Source organism: Xanthomonas campestris pv. phormiicola (assembly GCA_025666215.1).
GTDB classification, from domain to species: domain Bacteria; phylum Pseudomonadota; class Gammaproteobacteria; order Xanthomonadales; family Xanthomonadaceae; genus Xanthomonas_A; species Xanthomonas_A campestris_A.
Map to the genome: position 1 here is coordinate 2,366,884 of CP102593.1, position 21,290 is coordinate 2,388,173.

The window sequence follows — 21,290 nt, forward strand, 5'->3', positions numbered from 1 at the left end:
AGGCGATTCGTCGAACCGGATTGCGCCGGAAACGCTGCCGGCGCCTTGCGCCGCAGCCGTTGCGTGGGGCGCAGCGGGACCGTAGTCCCGCCGGTGTTAGCACGGCGTGCTCAGTCGATGAACTGCAGCCGTGCCAGTTCCGCGTACAGGCCGCCCTGCGCCAACAGCTCGGCATGGGTGCCCTGGGCGACGATGCGGCCGTGGTCCATCACCACGATGCGATCGGCCTTGAGTACCGTCGCCAGGCGGTGCGCGATCACCAGGGTGGTGCGCCCGGCCATCAACCGTTCCAGTGCCTGTTGCACGGCGTATTCGCTCTGCGCGTCGAGCGCGCTGGTGGCTTCGTCCAGCAGCAGGATCGGCGCGTCCTTGAGCAGGGCGCGGGCGATGGCGATGCGCTGCTGCTGGCCGCCGGACAGGCGCGCGCCGCGTTCGCCCAGTTCGCTGGCGTAGCCGTCCGGCAACTGGCGGATGAAGCTGTCGGCTTCGGCGGCGCGCGCGGCGGCCTCGACCTCGGCGTCGCTGGCCTCGAGCCGGCCGTAGCGGATGTTGTCGGCGGCGCTGGCGGCGAACAGGGTCGGGTGCTGCGGCACCAGGCCGACGTTTTCGCGCAGCTGCGCCGGGTCCAGTTCGCGCAGGTCGATGCCGTCCACCCGCACCGTGCCCGCCTGCGGATCGTGGAAGCGCAGCAGCAGCGACAGCACGGTGCTCTTGCCGGCGCCGGAGGGGCCGACCAGGGCCACGCTCTCGCCTGGCCGCACGTGCAGGTCGAAGCCGTCCAGCGCCGGATGCTCGTCGCGCTGCGGATAGCGGAACACCACGTTGTCGAAACGCACCTCGCCGCGCAGCGGCTGCGGCAGCGCACGCGGCTGCGCCGGCGCCACCACTTCGGGCCGTTCGGCGAACAGCTCGGCGATGCGGCCCATGCCGCCGGCCGCGCGCTGCAGGTCGTTCCAGACTTCGGCCAGCGAGGCCACCGAGCCGCCGCCGAACATCGCGTACAGCACGAACTGGCCGAGCGCGCCGGCGCTCAGTTCGCCGGCCGCCACTTCGTGCGCGCCGGACCACAGCACCAGCACGATCGCGCCGAACACCAGGACGATCGCCACCGCGGTGATCAGCGCCTGCGCGCGCACCCGGCGCCGCGCCACGTCCACCGACAGGGCAAGCGCCTGGCCGAAGCGGCCACGCTCGTAGGGCTCGCGCGCATGCGCCTGCACCGTGCGCACCGCGCCCAGGGTTTCGGCGGCCAGCGTGTTGGCGTCGGCGACGCGGTCCTGGCTGGCGCGCGAGATCTTCTGCAGGCGGCGCGCGCCGAGCACGATCGGCAACACCGCCAGCGGGATGCCGAGCAGCGCATAGGCGGCCAGGTGCGGGCTGGTCACGAACAGCATCACGATGCTGCCGATCACCGTCACCGTGCTGCGCAGCGCCACCGACATGGTGCTGCCGATCACCCCGCGCAACAGTTCGCTGTCGGCCGACAGCCGCGACACCAGTTCGCCGCTGCGGTTGCGGTCGTGGAAACCGGCGTGCAGGCCGATCAGGTGCGCGTACAGGCGTCCGCGCAGGTCGGCGACGACCTTCTCGCCGAGCAGCGACACGAAGTAGAAGCGCAGCGCGGTGGCGATCGCCAGCACCACCGCCAACGCGAACAGCAGCGCGAAGGACTGGTTGATCCTGCTGCCGTCGCTGAAACCGTGGTCGATCATCTGCCGGACCGCCACCGGCAGGCTCAGCGTCGCGCTGGAGGACACCGCCAGCGCCAGCAGCCAGGCGCCGAACAGGCCGCGCTGGCGCTGCACGAACGGCCACAGGGTGCGCAGGCTGCCGAGTTTGCGCAGCGACTTGGCCTGGTCGGCCGACGGATCGTTCATGCGGGGGAGGTTTCCGAACAGCGGACCCTGTTCCGTGTGGCGTCGCGCAGCCGTGTTTTCAAGGCGTCGACGCGATCGCTGGGCAGGCGCAGGCGCAGTTCGGCGCCGTCGGCGTCGAAGCGTTCATCGAGTTTTTCGGCGGCGCAGGCGCTCAGCGCCGCGTGCACAGTGCCCAGATCGTCGAAGCCGCAGTGCAGGGTGACCAGGCTCAAGGCCAGCAACGGCTGCCGCGGCGCCAGCCGCAGGCACTCGGCGGCGGTGCCGCCATAGGCGCGGACCAGGCCGCCGGCGCCGAGCTTGATGCCGCCGTACCAGCGCGTGACCACCACCACCACGCGGTCGAAGCCCTGGCCGTCGATCGCTGCCAGGATCGGGCGGCCGGCGGTCCCGGACGGTTCGCCATCGTCGCTGGAGCGGTAGTCGTCGCCGTGGCGGTAGGCCCAGCAGTTGTGGGTGGCATCGGCCACCGCGACCCGCTGCACGAACGCCAGCGCCGCACCGGCGTGGGCGATCGGCGCCGCCTGTGCCAGGAAGCGGCTGTGCTTGATGTCCACGCTGTGGCTGACGAGGTGGAGGAGCGTATCGGGCATCGGCGCCATTCTAGACGAGGCGCCGAGCGCGACCGCGGATGCGGGCTGCACCCGGTCGCGGGTGCATGGGCGACGAGGCGCGCGCGAGCATGCCGTCGGCGACGAAGGCCCGGTGCGCGTCAGTCGTCGAGCAGCTCGCGCAGGTCGTCGGGGATGCGCGCTTGCGGATGTTCGCGTTGGAAGCGTTGCAGGCTGGCACGTGCGGTGGCGTGCTCGCCGGCGTCGCGGCGCTCGCGGATGCGCGCCAGCCAGCGTCGCGGCGCCAGGCGCGCGTCGCTCTCCGCCGCTGCCGCAAGCGCCGGATCGGTGCCGGAGGCGCGCGCGGATGCCGCCAGCGGGATGGTGTCCGCCGCGGCCGGTGCGGCCGGCATCGCGGCCGCTGCCGGCGCTGCGCTGAGATTTCCCTCGACGCGCGCGGCGTCCGCGTCCTGTGCCTGTGCGCTTGCCGGGTCGCTGCTGTCGCGCTCGCCGAAGTCTGTACGGCGTTGCAGCAGTGCGCGGCGGTCTTCGCGCTGCATGGCATTGGCCTCGCGCGTGCGTGCCGCCGGCTTTGCCGGCGCCTGCGCTGCCTGCGCGGGAGGCGCCAGCGCTTTTGCCGGTGCCGGCAAGGCCGGCGGCGCAGGCGGTGCGGGCGGCGAGACCATGGCCGCTGCGGGAGGCGGTGGCGCGGCCATCGGCGCCGGCTCGGCCGCCGCCGGGGCGTCCGCGGATGCGGCCGATGGCGCAGGTGCCGCGCGCATCGATTGGAGCTCGGGCGCTGCCGGTGCCTGCTTCGGCGCAGGCGCTGGTGGCGGCATGTCGGTGGGACTGCGTGCCACGCCAGGCGCAACTGCGGCGTCTTCGGCATCGGCCGGCTGCGTTGCGCTGGTTTGGTCGGCGGCCGCTGCGGAAGCGTCTGGGTCTGGAGCGACCGCTTGTGGAGCGGCCGGCGCTGCCACTGGCGGAGCCGGGGTGCGCAGCTGCCAGGCGATGCCGACGGCCAGGGTCAACGATGCCGCCAGCCCGGTCCAGGCCGGCCAGCGCGAGCGACGCTGCGCGGCGGCGCTGGAGCGGGCCTGCTCCGCCGGCGCGGCGGCGCTCGCAATTGAAGCAGCTGCCGGCGCCGGCGCGGAAGCGGCCGGCGCAGATGCCACTGCGGCACGCGCCGCGGCCAGGATCGAAGCGTCCAGCGCCGCCGACGGCAACGCCTGCCGGACCGGCCGCAGGCGTTCGGCGAGGGCGCGTTCTTCCGGCGTCAGCGGCTCGTCGGCGCTCATCCGCCCAGCCTCGCGCGCAGTTTGTCCATCGCATAGCGCAGCCGCGACTTGACCGTCTCGCGGCCGACGCCGGTGATCTGTGCGATCTCCTCCAGGCTCAGTTCCTGTTCCAGGCGCAGCAGCAGCACTTCGCGTTGATCCTCCGGCAAGTCGTCGAGCGCCACTTGCAGCTGGCGCCGCTGTTCGAACGCGGACAGCTGCCGCTCCGGGGTATCCGGGTCCGGCACGCTGGCGGTGCGCAATTCGGCATCGGCCGGCGCGGCCGGGCGGTGCTTGGCGGCGCGCCAGTGGTCGCCGAGCCGATTGTGGGCGATGCGCAGCAGCCAGGTACTGAATGCGGCCTGCGGTTGCCAGCCCTGGCGTGCGGCGATCACCCGTTGCCACACGTCCTGGAACATTTCCTCGGCCAGCGCCACGTCGCGCAGCTGGCGCAGCAGGTAGTGATAGAGGCGGCCGCGGTGGCGCGCGTACAAGGTTTCGAACGCGCCGGCGTCGCCGGCTGCATAGGCCAGCATCAGGGCTTCGTCGCTCGTTTCGACCAGGGCATCCACGGCGGCAAGCCTAAGCGTTCGCCGGCCTGGCGCATAGCGTGGCGTGGGCGCCGTGGCGGCGGATGGGGGCGCAATGGCAGCAGGCATGGTAGATAGTGAACGCGCCGGCGGCGGGCATGGGGTCATCGCGCGTGCGCCTGTTCACGTAAAAGGTATGCTGGCGTTCAAGGGGGGAGGCGTGGGGCAGGTCCGACGTCATGCAGGAGTTGTTGTCGATGTTGTTTGAGCCGTCCGCGATCGACCGCCAGGAGCACCCCGACGGCCACGCTTCCATGCAGACCGCGATTGCCCTGTGCGGCTTGCTGCCGCCCGGTAGCGACGTGGCCATCGCGTGCGGCGACGGCGCCGTCGGCGGGCGCCTGTTCGGCGCCACGCCGGGGGCGCCGGCATGGCTGCCGGTGCTGGTCCGGCGTTGTCTCGGCGAAACCGTGCCGGCGCCTGCGCAGGCCTTGCTGCACGTGCTGAAGACGCCGGACGGCGCCTGTGTGGCGGTGGCTGCACGGCTGCAACAGCCGCTGTCCGAGCCGCAGCGCTCCGCCTGGTGCCAGATGGCCGCCGCGTTCGGCCTGGCGCTGCTGGAAGCGGAGCGGATGCGCGCGCGCATCGAGGGCCTGGAGAAGTCCAAGCAACTGCAGCAGGCGCTGTACGAGATCGCCGACCTGGCTGGCACGGACCTGGAAATGGAGCAGATGCTGCGCCACGTGCACTCGGTGCTGGACTCGCTGATGTATGCGGAGAACTGCTACATCGTCGAATACGACGAAGAGCAGGAAAGCATGCGTTTCCTGTATTTTTCCGACCGCCACGACGACTTCGTCGCCGATCCGGCACAGCTGTACTACCTGCGCGACATGCCCAACAGCATGACCTTCGCCCTGCTGCGCCACGGCCAGGCGGTGCGCGGGCCGTCGCAGCAGGTGCGCGACCGCCTGCGCGTGCAGTACGACGCCCTGCACGGCCCGGACAGCAAGGATTGGCTGGGCGTGCCGATGCTGCGCGAGGGCCGCGTGTGCGGCGCGATCGTGGTGCAGAACTACGACCGTGCGATGCACTACACCGATGCCGACCGCGCACTGCTGGCGTACGTCGCCCAGCACGTGCTGACCGCGATGGACCGGCGCCATGCGCAGGTGCAGCTGGAGCGGCGCGTGCAGTTGCGCACCCAGGAGCTGCAACGCGCCAACCACGACCTGCAGGACGAGATCCAGGAGCGCAAGCGCGCCGAGACCCTGCAACTGGCCTTGTTCCGCATCGCCGAGCTGGCGATCCGCTCGGAGAGCCTGCAGCAGTTCTACGCCGAGGTGCATGCCATCGTCGGCGGGCTGATCGATGCGCGCAACCTGTACATCGCGCTGCTGTCCGACGACGGCAAGATGCTGGAATTCGTCTATTCGGTGGACGAGTACAGCCCGTTGCGGCCGTTGCGGCGGCGCGGCAAGGGATTGACCGAGTACGTGATGCGCAAGCGCCGGCCGATCCTGCTGGAACTGGCGGAGATCCAAGCGCTGGTGGCGCAGGGCGAGGTGCAGGAATACGGCACGCGTTCGCACAGCTGGCTGGGCGTGCCGCTGTTCGACGAGGGCGAGGTGGTCGGCGCGATCGTGGTGCAGAGCTACACCACGCAGGTGCGTTTCACCGAATACGACCAGCGCCTGCTGACCTTCGTCGCGCACAACGTCGGCGGCGGCCTGGCGCGGCAGCGCGCGCAGGAACGGTTGCGGCTGGCGCATGCCGAACTGGAGCAGCGGGTGGACGAGCGCACCCGCGAACTGGCCGAGGTCAACCAGCAGTTGCTGGCGCAGATCGCCGAACGCTGGCGCGCCGAGCAGCGCCTGACCCATCAGGCGCTGCACGATGCGCTGACCGGGTTGCCGAACCGTTCGCATCTGCTCGACCGGCTCGGCGAAGCGATCAACCGCGCGCGCAACGGCGACGGCATGGCGTTCGCGGTGCTGTTCCTGGACCTGGACCGGTTCAAGCTGGTCAACGACAGCATCGGCCACGCCGCCGGCGACGAAATGCTGGTGGAGGTGGCCAAGCGCATCGTCTCCACGCTGCGCAGCGACGATGTGGTCGCGCGCCTGGGCGGCGACGAGTTCGCGATCCTGGTCAGCTGCGAAGAGGGGCTGGAGGGCGTGCGCGAGTTGGCGCAGCGCCTGCTCGGCGTGCTCGGCCAGCCGATGTGGGTGGCCGGACGCGAGCTGTTCCCGTCCGGCAGCCTGGGCATCGCCGCCTGGCACCCGCGCTACCATAGCGGCGAGGAGCTGCTGCGCGACGCGGACGCGGCGATGTACCGGGCCAAGGCGCAGACCCAGGACCGCTGCGCGGTGTTCGACGAGGCGATGCGCGAGGCCGCGCTGCGCAGCCTGGACCTGGAGGCGGACCTGCGGCGGGCGATCAAGAGCGGCGACTTCGAGCCGTTCTACCAGCCGATCGTGCGCCTGATCGACGGCGAGGTGGTCGGCCACGAAGCCCTGCTGCGCTGGCGTCACGAGAGCCGCGGACTGCTGGTGCCCAGCCAGTTCATCGATCTGGGCGAGGACAGCGGGCTGATCGAGCAGGTGGACTGGCTGCTGTACGCGCAGGTGATCCAGCGCATGGCGCGAAGCGGCACCGGCTACGTCTCGGTCAACGTCTCGCCGCGGCATTTCCGTTCGCCGGACTTCACCGATCGGCTGTTCGGCCTGATCGATACCGCTGGCGCGGATCCGCGGCGGCTGCGGGTGGAGATCACGGAGGTGGCGCTGCTCGACGATGCGCCGCGCACGTTGACGATCCTGCAGGCGCTGCGCGAGCGCGGGGTGTTGGCGCAGCTGGACGATTTCGGCACGGGGTTTTCGGCGCTGTCGTATCTGCACCGGTTTCCGATCTCGGCGTTGAAGATCGATCAGAGTTTCGTCGCCGGCCTGCATGGCGAAAGCGGTGCGGGCAGTTATGCGCTGGTGCGCAGCATTCTGGCGTTGGCCAGTACGCTGGGCATCGAGACCATCGGCGAGGGCATCGAGACCGAGCGGCAATTGGAGACGCTGCGCGAGCTGGGCTGCGACTACGGGCAGGGGTATCTGTTGGGGCGGCCTGCGCAGCACGATTGATGGCGCGTGCGTTGGTTTGGTTTGGGTGGGTTTGGAGCGAAGCAAAAAGCAAAAGCTTTCGCGCTTCGGCGCGAGTCACTTTTCTTTGCTCGTGCAAAGAGCGGTCTGCCGCACTCCGCTCTCACCTCAACGATATACCCGCGGTAGACACAAGCGGCTCCAGCCGCGACAGACATCGCCCGCATGCGGCGGACTGTGCGGCTTCCCGGGACTGAAACCTCTGCCGGCGATGCAGGGCGCGTTGCCACGCGCCCTGGGGGCGGTTGGTTAAGAGCGGTGGATTTCAGCGCAGCGCGTTGCGGCGCTTTTCGTCGATCCATTTCGACGCCTGCGCCGGGGTGTAGTCGTGCATCCAGGCCAGCATCGTGTCGATGTCGTTGCCGTACCACAGGTCGGCGCGCTGGTCCGGGTGCAGGAAGCGTTCGGCGACCATGCGGTCGATCATGCCGATCAGCGGGGCGTAGAACGCTTCCACGTCCAGGAACGCGCACGGCTTGTTGCCGATGCCGAGCTGGCGCCAGGTCAGCATCTCGAAGATCTCTTCCATGGTGCCGAAGCCGCCGGGCAGGGCGATGAAGCCGTCGGACAGGTCGAACATGCGCGACTTGCGCTCGTGCATCGAACCGACGATTTCCAGTTCGGTGAGGCCGCGGTGCGCCACTTCCCAGTCGGCCAACTGCTTGGGGATCACCCCGGTGACCTGGCCGCCGGCGGCGAGCACCGCGTTGGCCACGGTGCCCATCAGCCCGACGTTGCCGCCGCCGTAGACCAGGCGCAGGCCCCGTTCGGCGATGCGCGTGCCCAATTCGGTGGCGCGCTCGGCGTAGGCGGGTTTGTTGCCGGCGTTGGAACCACAGTAGACGCAGATGCTTTTCATGGGATTGGGGATTCGGGAGTGGGGATTCGTAAAAGCGGGGTGTTGCATGCGTGAGCGTTCACGGTGCTGGGAGCAGGACAAGCGTCGTGGGTCGACTGCTTCAGTATTTTGCGGTTATCCGCAAAGCACAACGCCGGGCTTTCGCCCGGCGCTATGCCATTGCCGGAACGATGCGGGATGGGGCCGCCGCTTTTGCGAATCCCCAATCCCGACTCCCGATTCCCGGCCTCAATTGGCCTTGTGGATCGCCCGCTTGCTCACCGCCATCGCGGCGTCGTGGATCGCCTCGGACAGGGTCGGGTGGGCGTGGCAGATGCGCGCCAGGTCGTCGGCCGAGCCGTTGAACTCCATCGCCAGCACGCCTTCGTGGACCAGCTCGGAGACGCCGACGCCGAGCAGGTGCAGGCCGAGCACGCGGTCGGTCTCGGCATGCGCGATGACCTTGACGAAGCCAGCCGGCTCGCCCATCGCCACCGCACGGCCGATCGCCGCGAACGGGAAGCTGCCGGTCTTGTAGGGCACGCCTTCGGCCTTGAGCTGCTGCTCGGTCTTGCCGACCCAGGCGATTTCCGGCTCGGTGTAGATGACCCACGGGATGGTGTCGAAGTTGACGTGGCCGGGCAGGCCGGCGATCAGCTCGGCGACCGCGATGCCTTCCTCGAAGCCCTTGTGCGCCAGCATCGGCCCGCGCACGCAGTCGCCGATCGCCCACACGCCGTCCACACCGGTATGGCAATGCGCATCGACTTCGATCTGGCCGCGCTCGTTGACCTTGACCCCGGTGCCTTCGGCCAGCAGGCCCTTGGTCGCGGCGCGGCGGCCCACGGCCACCAGCAGCTTGTCCACGGTCAGGCTCTGCTCGCCTTCGCCATCGGCATACGTGACGACGACTTCCTGCTTCTTGCCCTTGCCGGTGACCTCGGTCTTGGAGACCTTGGCACCCAGCTTGATGTCCAGGCCCTGCTTCTTGAATTCCTTCAGCGCGGTCTTGGCCACTTCGGCATCGGCCAGGGCCAGGAAGTCCGGCAGCGCCTCGAGGATGGTGACCTCGGCGCCGAGGCGCTTCCATACGCTGCCCAGCTCCAGGCCGATCACGCCGGCGCCGATCACCGCCAGGCGCTTGGGCACTTCACTGAAGTCCAGCGCGCCCACGTTGTCGACGATGGTGGCGCCGTCGAACTTGGCGAACGGCAGTTCGATCGAATCCGAACCGGCGGCGAGGATCACGTTGGTGCCCTTGAGCTCGACGATGCTGCCGTCGTGCTGCTTGAGCTTGACCACGTTGCCCGGCTGCAGCTCGCCGAAGCCGTAGTACGCGGTGATCTTGTTCGCCTTGAACAGCATCGCGATGCCGCCGGTGAACTGTTTGACGATCTTGTCCTTGCGCCCGACCATCGCCTCGACGTCGATCTTGGCGTCCTTGAAGCTGATGCCGTGCTCGCCGAACAGGTGGCCCATGTTCCAGAACTGGCGCGAGGAATCCAGCAGCGCCTTGGACGGGATGCAGCCCACGCGCAGGCAGGTGCCTCCCAGCGCCGGCTTGCCGTCCTTGCCCAGCGCCGCATCGATGCAGGCGACCTTCATGCCCAGCTGTGCGGCGCGGATTGCAGCGTGATAACCGGCCGGACCGGCACCGATGACGACGACGTCGAATTGTTCGCTCATTTCATTTGCTCACACGGGAATGGGGAAGAGGGAATGGGGAATCGCAAAAGCGCATGCGCCTGCCGCCTCCCATCCAGGTCCAGGCGGGAACAGGGCGGGGACGTGGGCGCTTGTCCCATTCCCCGCTCTCCATTCCCGATTCCCGGCTCTTACAGACCGAACAACATCCGGCCCGGGTTTTCCAGCTGGTTCTTGATGTCGACCAGGAACTGCACCGAGTCCTTGCCGTCGATGATGCGGTGGTCGTAGGACAGCGCCAGGTACATCATCGGCGTGATCACGACCTGGCCGTTCTCGGCGATCGGACGCTCCTTGATCGCGTGCATGCCCAGGATCGCGCTCTGCGGCGGGTTGATGATCGGGGTCGACAGCAGCGAGCCGAAGGTGCCGCCGTTGGTCACGGTGAAGGTGCCGCCCTGCAGTTCTTCCAGGCTCAGCTTGCCGTCGCGCGCCTTCTTGGCGTAGTCGGCGATGCCCTTCTCGATCTCGGCGAACGACTGCCGCTCGACGTTGCGCAGCACCGGCGTGACCAGGCCCTTCTCGGTCGACACCGCGATCGAGATGTCGCTGTAGCCGTGATAGATGATGTCCTCGCCGTCGATCGAGGCGTTGACCAGCGGGAAGCGCTGCAGCGCGTTGGCGGCGGCCTTGACGAAGAAGCTCATGAAGCCGAGCTTGATGCCGTGGGCCTTCTGGAACTCGTCCTGCAGCTCCTTGCGCGCGGCCGAGACCTTGGCCAGGTTGACTTCGTTGAAGGTGGTCAGCATCGCGGTCGAGTTCTTCGACTGCATCAGGCGCTCGGCGATGCGCTTGCGCACGCGGGTCATCGCCACGCGCTCTTCCGGACGCGCCCCGGCGGCCTTGCCGGCGCCGCCGTTCTTGGCGTAGTTGAGGATGTCTTCCTTGGTCACCGCGCCGCGGCGGCCGGTGCCGTCGACCTGGGCCGGATCCACGCCTTCGGTGATCGCCGAGAAACGGGCGCCCGGGGGCAGGGTGGAGACGTCGCCGGCGGCCTTGGCCGACTCGACCTTGGCGGCCTTCGGCGCTTCGGCGGCAGCGGCCTTCGGCGCCTCCGCCTTCGGTGCGTCGGCGACCTTGGCCTCGGCCGGAGCCGCCGCGGCGCTCGCGCCTTCCTCGATGATCGCCAGGATCTGCGAGCTGGTCACGGTGGCGCCGGCCTCGAACTTGATCTCCTTCAGCACGCCGTCGACCGGGGAGGGCACTTCCAATACGACCTTGTCGGTCTCCAGGTCCACCAGGTTCTCGTCGCGCTTGACCGCGTCGCCGGCTTTCTTGTGCCAGCTGGCGATGGTGGCATCGGATACGGATTCGGGCAGTACCGGAACTTTGACTTCGGTGGCCATTGCAGAGGGCGTCCTAGTGGGTCTTTTGAAGGGGAAGGAGGTTTATTCAGCGACTTGGTCGTTGAACGGATTCAATAGCGCGTCGGCGACCAGCTTCAGCTGCTCTTCCAGATGCTCGGCGAAATGGCCGGCAGCGGGAGACGGCGAGCGCGGGCGGCCGGCGTAGTGCAGGCTCTGCCCGTCGGCCAGGCAGGCCTGCAGGTGGTGCTTGATCTGGTACCAGGCGCCCTGGTTCTGCGGTTCTTCCTGGCACCAGACCAGATCGGTGGCGTTGCCGTAGCGCTTCAGCTCGGCGGCCAACAGCTCGCGCGGGAACGGATACAGCTGCTCCACGCGCAGGAGGGCGACGTCGTCCTGGCCGCGCTTGGTCTGGTCCTCGAGCAGGTCGTAGTAGACCTTGCCCGAACAGGCCACGACGCGCCTGACCCGCTTCGGATCGGCCTTCGCATCCGGGATCAGGTGCTGGAACTCGCCGTCGGCCAGTTCCTCCAGGCTCGACACCGCCAGCTTGTGGCGCAGCAGCGACTTGGGCGTCATCACCACCAGCGGCTTGCGCGTGGTCATGCGCATCTGCCGACGGATCATGTGGAAGCACTGCGCCGGGGTGGTCGGCACGCACACCAGCATGTTCTCCAGCGCGCACAGCTGCAGGAAGCGCTCCAGGCGCGCGGAGCTGTGCTCCGGGCCTTGCCCTTCGTAGCCGTGCGGCAGGAACAGCGACAGGCCGCTGATGCGGCCCCACTTGGCTTCGCCGGCGGCGATGAACTGGTCGATCACCACCTGCGCGCCGTTGGCGAAATCGCCGAACTGCGCTTCCCAGATGCACAGCGCATTGGGATCGGTGGTCGAGTAGCCGTATTCGAAGCCCATCACCGCTTCCTCGCTGAGCAGCGAGTCGATCACGGTGGCGTCTTCCGGGTTCTCGACCAGCTGGCGCAGCGGCAGATAGTAGCTGTCGGTCTTCTGGTCGTGCAGGATCGCGTGACGGTGGAAGAACGTGCCGCGGCCGGCGTCCTGGCCGACCAGGCGCAGCTTGTGGCCCTCGCCGAGCAGGGTGGCATAGGCCAGGTTCTCGGCGAAGCCCCAGTCGCCCGGCAGGTCGCCGGCGGCCATCTTCACCCGGTCCTCGTAGATCTTGGCCACGCGCGGGTGCAGCTCCACGCCGGCGGGGATCGTGGTGATGATCTTGGCCAGCTGGTCCAGGGTCTTGCGCTTGACCGTGGTGTCGACCTTGTCGGTGAGCTTGCCGGACAGGTAGTTGGACCAGTCGATGGCGAATTCGTCCGGCTTGCGGGTCGCCAGTTCGGTGGTGTACTCGCCCGAATCGAGCTTGTTGCGGTAGCTGTCGACCAGCGCCTGCGCCTGCCCGGACTGGATCACGCCCTCGCTTTCCAGCTGCGCGGCATACAGTTCGCGGGTGGTCTTGTGCTTGCGGATGGTCTGGTACATCACCGGCTGCGTCGCCGCCGGCTCGTCGGCCTCGTTGTGGCCCCAGCGGCGGTAGCAGACCAGGTCGATGACCACGTCCTTCTTGAACTGCTGGCGGAAGTCGTAGGCCAGGTTGGCCACGAACGCCACCGCGTCCGGATCGTCGCCGTTCACATGGAACACCGGCGCGCCGATCATCTTCGCCACGTCGGTGCAGTACAGCGTGGAACGGGCGTCGTCGCGGGCGCTGGTGGTGAAGCCGATCTGGTTGTTGATGACGATGTGCACGGTACCGCCGACCGCGAAACCGCGCGCCTGCGACATCTGGAACAGTTCCATCACCACGCCCTGGCCGGCGAACGCGGCATCGCCGTGGATCACCACCGGCAGCACCGTCTTGCGCGCGGCGTCGCCGTAGCGCTCCTGGCGCGAACGCACGCTGCCGACCACGACCGGGTCGACGATTTCCAGGTGCGAGGGGTTGAACGCCAGCGCCAAGTGCACCGACTTGCCGTCGGCCACCGCCACGTCGGCGGAGAAGCCCATGTGGTACTTGACGTCGCCGGTGTGGGCGCGGTCGTCGTGGGCGTGCTCGAACTTGCCTTCGAACTCGTCGAACAGCTTGCGCGGGTTCTTGCCCAGGGTGTTGACCAGCACGTTGAGGCGGCCGCGGTGGGCCATGCCGACCACGATGTCCTTGACCGCATCGGCGCCGGCGCGGCGCACCACCACGTCCATCATCGGGATCAGCGCATCGCCGCCTTCCAGCGAGAAGCGCTTCTGGCCGACGTACTTGGTGTGCAGGTAGCGCTCCAGGCCTTCGGCGGCGGTGATCCGCTCCAGCGTGCGGCGGCGGCTGTCGGCGTCGGCGGCGATGTTGCCGCCGGCGTTCTCCAGCCGCTGGTAGATCCACTGGCGCTGCTCGAATTCGGGGATGTGCATGAATTCGCTGCCGATCGACCCGGTGTAGGTCGCCTTCAGCCGCGCCAGCAGGTCGCGCAGCTTCATCCGCGGCTGGCCGCCGAGGCCGCCGGTGCTGAACTCGCTGCCCAGGTCGCTTTCCGACAGGCTGTGGAACGGCAGGCCCAGGTCCGGCGGATTGATCGGCGGGGTCAGCCCCAGCGGATCGAGCCGGGCGCCGAGGTGGCCGCGCGAGCGGTAGGCGGTGATCAGCCGGCCGACATGGCGCTCGCGCTCGTCGCCGCCGGGGCTGGTGCCGCTGTTGGCGGCCTGGCGCGCGGCGCTGGCGATGTGGGCGATGACCGCCGAGTGGGGAACGTCACCGGCATCGCGGCCCTGGAAGCCGTCGAAGTAGGTTTTCCACTTGGGGTCGATGCTGTCGGGAGAGACCAGGTACTGCTCGTACAGGTCTTCGATATAGGCGGCATTGCCGCCGGCGAGTTGCGATGACTGCGCAAACTGCTTTAGGAGATTGTCCACGATGGTGGGGTCGGGTCGCTTTGTGGGTTGGCTTGCGGTTGGAACCGGCGGACGCGTGGCCTGCGCGGGCGTTTATCAAGCCAAAAAATTATACCCCCATGCGCAAGCCGGGGTGTGCATTTCGGATACACAGGGGCTACGCCGGGTTCATTCATTGCGCCATCGGCAGCGGCAGCGCGGCGCTACCAGCCCAGCGTGCGCAGCTCCGTGCAGTCGCGTGAACGCTCCCAGACCCGCGCGAACGCGTCGCGCAGCTGGCGCGCGCGGCCGCCGCCGAGCAGGTCGGTCTCGCCGTCGTAACGGTGACCCAGCGCACGGAAGTAGTAGCCGCCGCCATCGTCGACCAGATAGGCCGCGGCGTAGCCCCGGTCGACCGGATCCACCACTTCGCGGAAGCGGAACACGCTGGGCAGGCGCTGCGCCAGGGCCAGCAGCGGCGCGGCGGCGCGCTGCGGGGCGGCGGCGTCGTGCAGCAGCACGCGCAACTGTTTGTCGTGCGCGGCCACCGCGAAGCGGCGCAACTGCTCGAGCAGCGGCGGGCTGTCCAGCAGGCCCGGATCCAGCGCGCGGCTGTAGATCAGCAGTTGCCGCCGCGCCTGCGCGACCACCGCGGCGCTGGCCGCGACCGCCGTGGCCGCATCCTCCACCGCGGCGGCGGCACCGAGCAAGCGCCGCATCGGCTGGCGTTCGCCGCCGGCGCCGGCGCTGCGCGCGCCGATCGCCAGGAAGCCGTGCCGCGCGTAAAAGTCGAGCGTGGCCGGTGGCGCCTGCAGCTCCAGCCGCGGCCAGCGCCGGCGCCGCGCTTCTTCGACCAGCGCGGCCAGCAGCGCGCTGCCGACGCCGCGACCGCGCCAGGCCGGCAGCACCGCCATGCAGCCGATGTACTGCTCGGGGCTCAGCCGCGCGCTGCCGAGCGGCTGGCCGTCGTCGGCGCGGGCCAGCACGTGGCAGCTCAGCGCATCCACTGCGGCGCTGGCCGCATCCGCAGGTGGCGGCGGCAGCGGCAGGCCGGCCCGCTCGCGCAGCGCGCGCAGTTCGCCGGCCTGGCGGACCGGGTCGAGCGCCTCGATGCGGAAGCCGGGAGCGGCGGGCATGGCGGGTGGTTCAGTCCTGCGTGCCGGCAGCCGCGTCGCCGTCGTCGGTGTCGTCGTCGGTGTCGTCCAGCGGCTGGTAGAAGCCGGCTTCGACCAGCTGCAGCAAGGTCTCGCGGCCGGCGGCGGACAGCGCCGCGTAGCCTGCGCCGTCGATGGTGTCGGCCGCGGCCAGGCGCCGCGCGTCCTTGATCGGCAGCGCGAACTCCAGGCCGCTGCAGAACAGGGTGGCGCCGCGCGTGGCCCGGCGCCAGGCCGGCCGTGCCCACGGGTGGCGCTGCAGGACCAGGCCCTGCTCCAGCGCCGCGGCCACTTCCTGCGGCGCCGGCGGGTTGGCCGGCGGCAGGATCTCGCCGGCGGCGCGGTAGGTGGTGATGAAGCGGCCGAACCAGGCGCCGAGGCGGTCGGGATCGTTCATGCGCAACGCGTTCAGCGCCTCGACCACGCGGCCCATCGCCGCCGCATCGATCTCGTACGGATCGGCCGGCACCTGCAGGTCCTCGTCGTGGTAGCGCAGCGCCTCGTCGGCGCCGTCGATCAGGGTGTCCAGGTAGTCGCCGATCAGCTCGGCCGAGGACGGCGCGCGGGTGCCCACCGAGAAGGTCAGGCAGGCGTCTTCGGCGACGCCGTGGTGCGGCACCAGCGGCGGCAGGTACAGCATGTCGCCGGGGCCGAGCACCCAGTCGTGGGTGGGGCTGAAGCTGCGCAGCAGCTTCAGCTCGACGTCCTCGCGGAAGTCGGTCGGCGGCGCCGTGCGGCCCAGCGAAGCGCTGGCGTCGATCTGCCAGCGGCGGTGGCCGTGCGCCTGCAGCAGGAACACGTCGTAGTGGTCCACGTGGGCGCCGACCGAGCCGCCGGGGGCGGCGAAGCTGACCATCACGTCGTCCACGCGCCAGCGCGGCAGGAAACGGAACTGCTCGAGCAGGGCGCGGATGTCCGGGTCCCATTTGTCCACGTCCTGTACCAGCAGGGTCCAGTCGTGGTCGGGCATGCCGGGGAATGCGCTTTCCTCGAACGGCCCGCTGCGCACGCTCCAGCGGTCGTTGCCGCGGTCGTGCACGATCAGCCGCGACAGCGCGGCCTCTTCGCAGGCCAGACCGGCCAGGTCGCCCGGCTCGATCGGCGAGACGAAGCCGGGGAAGGCGTTGCGGATCAGCAGCGGGCGCTTGTGCCAGTAGTCGCGCAGGAAGCGCGCGGCGGGCATGCCCAGCGGCTGTTGCCGGGTGGCGTCGATTTCGATCGGGAACGAGGCGGGTTTGGTCATGGGCAGGCGGTCCGGCAGGGGCGAGGCCGACAGGGAGGCCGGCGATGGCCGCCATTGTCGCCCAGCCCGCCGCAGGCTGTGTTGTCCGTGCGCATGGCGGCGGCTGCGGCGGCGTGCCTGCGGGCGCAGCGGGCGCCGTGCCCATGCCGTCGCGGTTCGCCCGCCGGTGCGGCGCCGGTTTGACAAGCGGCCTGCGCGCAGGCTGAAGTGCGCGCCTCAGGACCAGGAGGGAAGGGAATGCGTTCACTGCCGATCTTGCTGTCGTCGTTGTTGTTGGCCGGGTGTGGGGCCGCGGACAAGTCGGCTACGCCGTCCGCGCCGGAAGCTGCCGCGGCCAAGGCCTCCGCCCCGCCCGCCACCACGCCCGCCGCTGCGGCGGACGTGCCGGAGTTCCCGGCCATTCCGCTGATCGTGGTCCCGGAAATCCTCGGGGTGACGCCTGCGCAGCGTGCGCTGGAAGCGTCGATGAAGGGCGCGCTGGATCCGATGCAGGGCGTCAGCATCGCGCCGGCGCGCTGCGGCACCGATGGCGTGCTGGTCAACGATGCCGGCATCACCGGCGTCGATGCGCAGGGCAATCTGCTGCGCAACGGCGCGGACGGCCTGTTCAAGATCAACGCCGACGGCAGCGGCACGGCCAACTTCGAAGGCGGCCTGGTCCAGGTCAACGCCGACGGCAGCGGCACCATCAACGGCACGGTCGGCGACGGCGAGGACGCGATCGTGCGGGTGCAGGCGGATGGATCGGGCAGCTACAACGGCCCGGCCGGCCTGATCACGCTGGACGGCCGGGGCGCAGGCACCTGGAACGGCGGCAGCGGCCTGATCCAGAACAATGGCGACGGCAGCGGCACCTGGAACGGCCCTGAAGGCCTGGTGACCATCAATGCCGACGGTTCCGGCACCTGGAACGGCGAGCACGAAATGATCCGCAACAACGGCGACGGCACCGGCATGATCGGCACGCCCGGGCGCAAGGTGGCGATGGCGCCGCTGCCCAAGGTGCCGCCGGCCGGGCGCTTCCCGCCGCTGCGCAAGTTCGCGCCGCCCGGCGCGCCATGCGGCTATCTGATCACCTTGAACGATCGGGTCCTGTTCGACTTCGACAAGTCGCAGATCCGTACCGATGCCGCAAAGGTGCTCGACGCGCTGGCGACCGCGCTCGGCACCGTGCAGGCGCGCGACCTGGAAGTGGGCGGGCATACCGACAGCAAAGGCGGCGACGCCTACAACCAGGCCTTGTCCGAACGCCGTGCCGCGGCGGTGCTCGAGGCGCTGCGGGTGCGCGGACTGGCGCTGAAGGCGTCCGCCAAGGGCTACGGCGAATCGCGCCCGGTGGCGCCGAACCAGTTGCAAGGCCAGGACAATCCCGCCGGGCGGCAGTTGAACCGGCGCGTGGAGATCTTCGTCAGGACCTGAGCGCGGTGCGCGGTCCGGCCGCGAGCGGCCGACCGCGTGGCGTCGGCACGCTCAGTTGCCGGCGATCTGATTGTCGCGGCCGTAGTCCTGGACTTGCGCGGTGCCGGTTTGCTGGGTGAGCTGGTTCTTGCTGCCGTGCAGGGTCGCCGAGCCGATGGCGACCGCGCGCAGCTGGTTTTCGTCGCCCGGCACCGCCAGCGTCTCGATGCGGCCCATCTGCAGGTTGCCGTGGCGGCCGAACAGCTCGACATTCTTGGTGTCGCTGCTCGTGACCACCTGCGCGTTGTCGCCGACCACGCGCACGCCTTCGGCGTGCTCGATCTGCAAGGTGCCGTTCGCGCCCAGCAACGCGATCATGCCGCACTGTCCGCGCAGCACGAGCCTGGCATCGCGGCCGGTGATGTCCAGGTTGTGGCCGTCGCAGTCGATCGTGCCGCTGGTCGAGGTCACCATCAGCGTCGGACGTTCGCCGTCCGGCTGGCCGTTGGCCTGCGCGTCGCGCGTCGCTTGTGCCGACATGCTGGGGACTGCAGGCACCGGCGCGATCGGTGCCGCGGCCGTCGTGGCGGCGGCAGGCGCGGCCGCTGCAGGTGTGGCCGCAACGGCGGCATCCCCGCCGGAGGGCGAGGGCTGCTGTGTGCAGGCTGCCAACGCCAGCAACGGCAGGCAGAGAAACAGATTCCGCGTCATCGCATATCTCCTTGTCCAGGTTCGAAGGCGGTGTTGCCGCGCCGGCGAAGGGGGCGGCGCGTCTGGCTCAGATCGCGCGCGCCAGGCGCTCGGCCAGGCCGGTGTAGCCGCCCGGGGTCAGCGCCCGCAGGCGTCGCTTGGCCTCCTCGGGCAGCTCCAGGGTTTCGACGAAGGCCTGCATCGAGGCGGCGGTGATGCCCTGGCCGCGGGTCAGCGCCTTGAGCTGCTCGTACGGGTTGGGCAGGCCGTGACGGCGCATCACCGTCTGCACGGCTTCGGCCAGCACTTCCCAGGCGGCGTCGAGGTCGCCGTCCAGACGCTCCGGATTGACGGTCAGCTTGCCCAGGCCCTTGGCCAGCGAATCCAGCGCCACCTGGCTGTGGCCGAACGCGGTGCCGAGCGCGCGCAGCACGGTGGAGTCGGTGAGGTCGCGCTGCCAGCGGCTGATCGGCAGTTTGGCGCTGAAATGCTCGAACAGCGCATTGGCGATGCCGAAGTTGCCTTCGGCGTTCTCGAAGTCGATCGGGTTGACCTTGTGCGGCATGGTCGAGGAGCCGACCTCGCCTTCCTTGAGCTTCTGCTTGAAGTAGCCCAGCGAGATGTAGCCCCAGATGTCGCGGGCCAGGTCGATCAGGATGGTGTTGGCGCGGCGGGTGGCATCGCCGAGTTCGGCGACGTTGTCGTGCGGCTCGATCTGGGTGGTGTAGGGGTTGAACACCAGGCCCAGGCCCTCGACGAAGCGCTGCGCGAACGCCGGCCAGTCCACGTCCGGATAGCTGGCCACGTGCGCGTTGTAGTTGCCGACCGCGCCGTTGATCTTGCCGGTCAGCTCGACCGCGGCGATCTGCCGGCGCTGGCGTTCCAGGCGCGCGACGACGTTGGCGATCTCCTTGCCCAGCGTGGTCGGCGAGGCGGTCTGGCCGTGGGTGCGCGACAGCATCGGCTGCGCGGCCTGGGCATGCGCCAGCGCGCGCAGCGAGGCGGCCACGCCGTCCAGCGTCGGCAGCAGCACCTCGCGCCGCGCCTGCTCCAGCATCAGCCCGTAGCTGAGGTTGTTGATGTCCTCGCTGGTGCAGGCGAAATGCACGAATTCCAGCGCCGGACCGAGTTCGGCGTCGTCCTTGAGCTGCTCCTTGAGGAAGTACTCCACCGCCTTGACGTCGTGGTTGGTGGTGCGCTCGATCTGCTTGACCCGTGCCGCGTGCTCGACGCTGAAATCCTCGGCCAGCGTGCGCAGCCGCTGCGTGGCCGCCGCCGAGAACGGCGCCAGCTCGGCGATGCCCGGTTCGGCGCCCAGCGCCAGCAGCCATTCGATCTCCACCTTCACCCGCGCCTTGATCAGGCCGTATTCGGAGAAGATCGGCCGCAGGGCATCGACCTTGCCGGCGTAGCGGCCATCGAGCGGGGACAGGGCGAGCAGGGCGGAATCCGACATGGGCAGGGGCAGGGCGGCAGCGGTGGGGCGCATATTCTACGCCGGCCGCGCGCCGGCCATGCCGCCGGCGGCGCGACGTCGGGTGGCGATCACGGGCGCGCCCGCGGCGCCGGGCTGAACGCAGCGCCGCATGCGCGCTGCCGACCATAAGCGAACCGGCGCGTACGCTTTTATCGTGACGCCACCCCAACTGCCGCCATGTCCGCCATGCGCCCGATCCTCGTCTGCCTTGTCGCCGCCGCCATGACCGCCACGCTGCCGGCGACCGCGCAGGATTCGGGCTTCCTCGCGCAGGCCGCGGCGCTGTACCGGGTACCGCCGGCGATCGCCGAGTGCCGCGCCGGCGAGCTGCAGCCGCTACAGCGGCGTCAGCTGCTGGCCTTGATCAACGATATCCGCCGGCTGCACGGGCTCGCCGCGGTGGGCTACGACGAGGCGGCCGAGGCCGAGGCCACCCAGGCGGCGTTGATCATCGCCGCCAACGGCCGGCTCAGCCACGCGCCGACGCCGGCTTGGCGCTGCTACTCGGCCGCCGGCGCCAAGGGCGCGCGCAGCAGCCTGATCTACGGTGGGGTCAGTTCGCCGTACCTGGCCTTCGCCGGGATCGATGAGATCGTGGTCGACTGGCTGACCGATACCAACAACGCCAGCGCCGGCGGACTCGGCCACCGCCGCTGGCTGCTGGATCCGTTCCTGCAGCGCGTCGCCTTCGGCATGGTGGCCGGCCGCGACGGCAACGGCGTCAGCAGCGGCGCTGCGCTGCGCTTCATCCCTGCCGCCGCCGGCGTGGCCGCGCGCAGCCGCGACGACTTCATCGCCTGGCCGATCGGCGACTATCCCCGTCGCTACTACGCCGCCGACGCACTGCTGTCGTTCACCGCGCTGCTGGACCGCAATCGCAAGTTCGCCAACCGCGACGTCGACTACGCCGATGCGCAGGTGCAAGTCAGCGAACGCGGCGGGCCGCCACTGGCGGTGCGCGGCCTGAGCGCCGACCACGAGGGCTTCGGCGTCCCCAACAGCCTGCAGTTCCGGGTGCCGGCGCTGCGCCCAGGAGCGATCTACGACGTCAGCATCCGCGACGTGCGGGTGGGTGGGCAGCGCCGCGACTACCGCTACTGGTTCCGTATCGCCGACTAGCCCCTGGCGCCGTTGCATGGTGCGCCAGCGCGGATGCTGCGCGATCGTGCCTCAAGGTCTCGCTAACATCCATTGGCGCACACTGCTGACGCCGGGCGCTACGCCGCGGAT

General features: G+C 69.8%; 15 protein-coding genes. 3 read left to right on the forward strand and 12 right to left on the reverse strand.

What is annotated here, in order from left to right:
- Positions 1 to 110: 110 nt before the first annotated feature.
- The 4 genes from NRY95_09940 to NRY95_09955 form a co-directional block, all read right to left on the reverse strand.
- Positions 111 to 1,877 carry an ABC transporter transmembrane domain-containing protein gene (locus tag NRY95_09940; GenBank protein UYC18242.1) on the reverse strand — a complete coding sequence of 589 codons (1,767 nt, stop codon included), beginning with the start codon at positions 1,875 to 1,877 and terminating at the stop codon, positions 111 to 113.
- Positions 1,874 to 2,467, reverse strand: coding sequence for an IMPACT family protein (locus NRY95_09945; protein UYC18243.1), 594 nt, complete (start codon positions 2,465 to 2,467; stop codon positions 1,874 to 1,876). The genes NRY95_09940 and NRY95_09945 overlap by 4 nt, the downstream gene beginning before the upstream one ends.
- Before the next feature lie 119 nt (positions 2,468 to 2,586).
- A complete protein-coding gene (locus tag NRY95_09950) occupies positions 2,587 to 3,723 on the reverse strand; it encodes a hypothetical protein (protein ID UYC18244.1) in 1,137 nt (378 codons plus the stop codon).
- Positions 3,720 to 4,274 carry an RNA polymerase sigma factor gene (locus tag NRY95_09955; GenBank protein ID UYC18245.1) on the reverse strand — a complete coding sequence of 185 codons (555 nt, stop codon included), beginning with the start codon at positions 4,272 to 4,274 and terminating at the stop codon, positions 3,720 to 3,722. Before NRY95_09955 ends, NRY95_09950 begins: the two co-directional genes overlap by 4 nt.
- A gap of 215 nt (positions 4,275 to 4,489) precedes the next feature.
- Between NRY95_09955 and NRY95_09960 the strand changes: the two genes are divergently transcribed.
- Positions 4,490 to 7,366, forward strand: coding sequence for an EAL domain-containing protein (locus NRY95_09960; GenBank protein UYC18246.1), 2,877 nt, complete (start codon positions 4,490 to 4,492; stop codon positions 7,364 to 7,366).
- A gap of 283 nt (positions 7,367 to 7,649) precedes the next feature.
- On the opposite strand, the gene NRY95_09965 is transcribed toward NRY95_09960, so the two are convergent.
- The 6 genes from NRY95_09965 to NRY95_09990 form a co-directional block, all read right to left on the reverse strand.
- Positions 7,650 to 8,243, reverse strand: a complete 594-nt coding sequence (locus NRY95_09965) for a TIGR00730 family Rossman fold protein (GenBank protein ID UYC18247.1) — start codon at positions 8,241 to 8,243, stop codon at positions 7,650 to 7,652.
- A 228-nt stretch (positions 8,244 to 8,471) separates the two neighbouring features.
- A complete protein-coding gene (lpdA, locus tag NRY95_09970; protein ID UYC18248.1) occupies positions 8,472 to 9,908 on the reverse strand; it encodes a dihydrolipoyl dehydrogenase in 1,437 nt (478 codons plus the stop codon).
- Positions 9,909 to 10,057: 149 nt separating this feature from the next.
- A complete protein-coding gene (gene sucB / locus NRY95_09975) occupies positions 10,058 to 11,272 on the reverse strand; it encodes a dihydrolipoyllysine-residue succinyltransferase (protein ID UYC18249.1) in 1,215 nt (404 codons plus the stop codon).
- A gap of 42 nt (positions 11,273 to 11,314) precedes the next feature.
- A complete protein-coding gene (locus tag NRY95_09980; GenBank protein UYC18250.1) occupies positions 11,315 to 14,140 on the reverse strand; it encodes a 2-oxoglutarate dehydrogenase E1 component in 2,826 nt (941 codons plus the stop codon).
- 182 nt (positions 14,141 to 14,322) lie between these two features.
- Positions 14,323 to 15,234, reverse strand: coding sequence for a GNAT family N-acetyltransferase (locus tag NRY95_09985; protein ID UYC18251.1), 912 nt, complete (start codon positions 15,232 to 15,234; stop codon positions 14,323 to 14,325).
- Between the two features lie 10 nt (positions 15,235 to 15,244).
- Entirely contained in the window at positions 15,245 to 16,495 is a 1,251-nt protein-coding gene (locus tag NRY95_09990; protein UYC18252.1) for a cupin domain-containing protein, read from the reverse strand.
- A gap of 237 nt (positions 16,496 to 16,732) precedes the next feature.
- On the opposite strand from NRY95_09990, the gene NRY95_09995 reads away from it, so the two are divergent.
- Positions 16,733 to 17,914: an OmpA family protein gene (locus tag NRY95_09995; protein UYC18253.1), complete on the forward strand. Its 1,182-nt coding sequence runs from the start codon at positions 16,733 to 16,735 to the stop codon at positions 17,912 to 17,914.
- A 51-nt stretch (positions 17,915 to 17,965) separates the two neighbouring features.
- Here NRY95_09995 and NRY95_10000 read toward each other — a convergent pair whose 3' ends face one another.
- Together NRY95_10000 and purB are read right to left on the reverse strand one after the other, a co-directional pair.
- Positions 17,966 to 18,604: a DUF3060 domain-containing protein gene (locus tag NRY95_10000; GenBank protein UYC18254.1), complete on the reverse strand. Its 639-nt coding sequence runs from the start codon at positions 18,602 to 18,604 to the stop codon at positions 17,966 to 17,968.
- Between the two features lie 67 nt (positions 18,605 to 18,671).
- Positions 18,672 to 20,039 carry an adenylosuccinate lyase gene (gene purB, locus NRY95_10005; GenBank protein UYC18255.1) on the reverse strand — a complete coding sequence of 456 codons (1,368 nt, stop codon included), beginning with the start codon at positions 20,037 to 20,039 and terminating at the stop codon, positions 18,672 to 18,674.
- Positions 20,040 to 20,246: 207 nt separating this feature from the next.
- Between purB and NRY95_10010 the strand changes: the two genes are divergently transcribed.
- A complete protein-coding gene (locus NRY95_10010) occupies positions 20,247 to 21,179 on the forward strand; it encodes a CAP domain-containing protein (protein ID UYC18555.1) in 933 nt (310 codons plus the stop codon).
- The last annotated feature ends 111 nt before the right edge of the window (positions 21,180 to 21,290 follow it).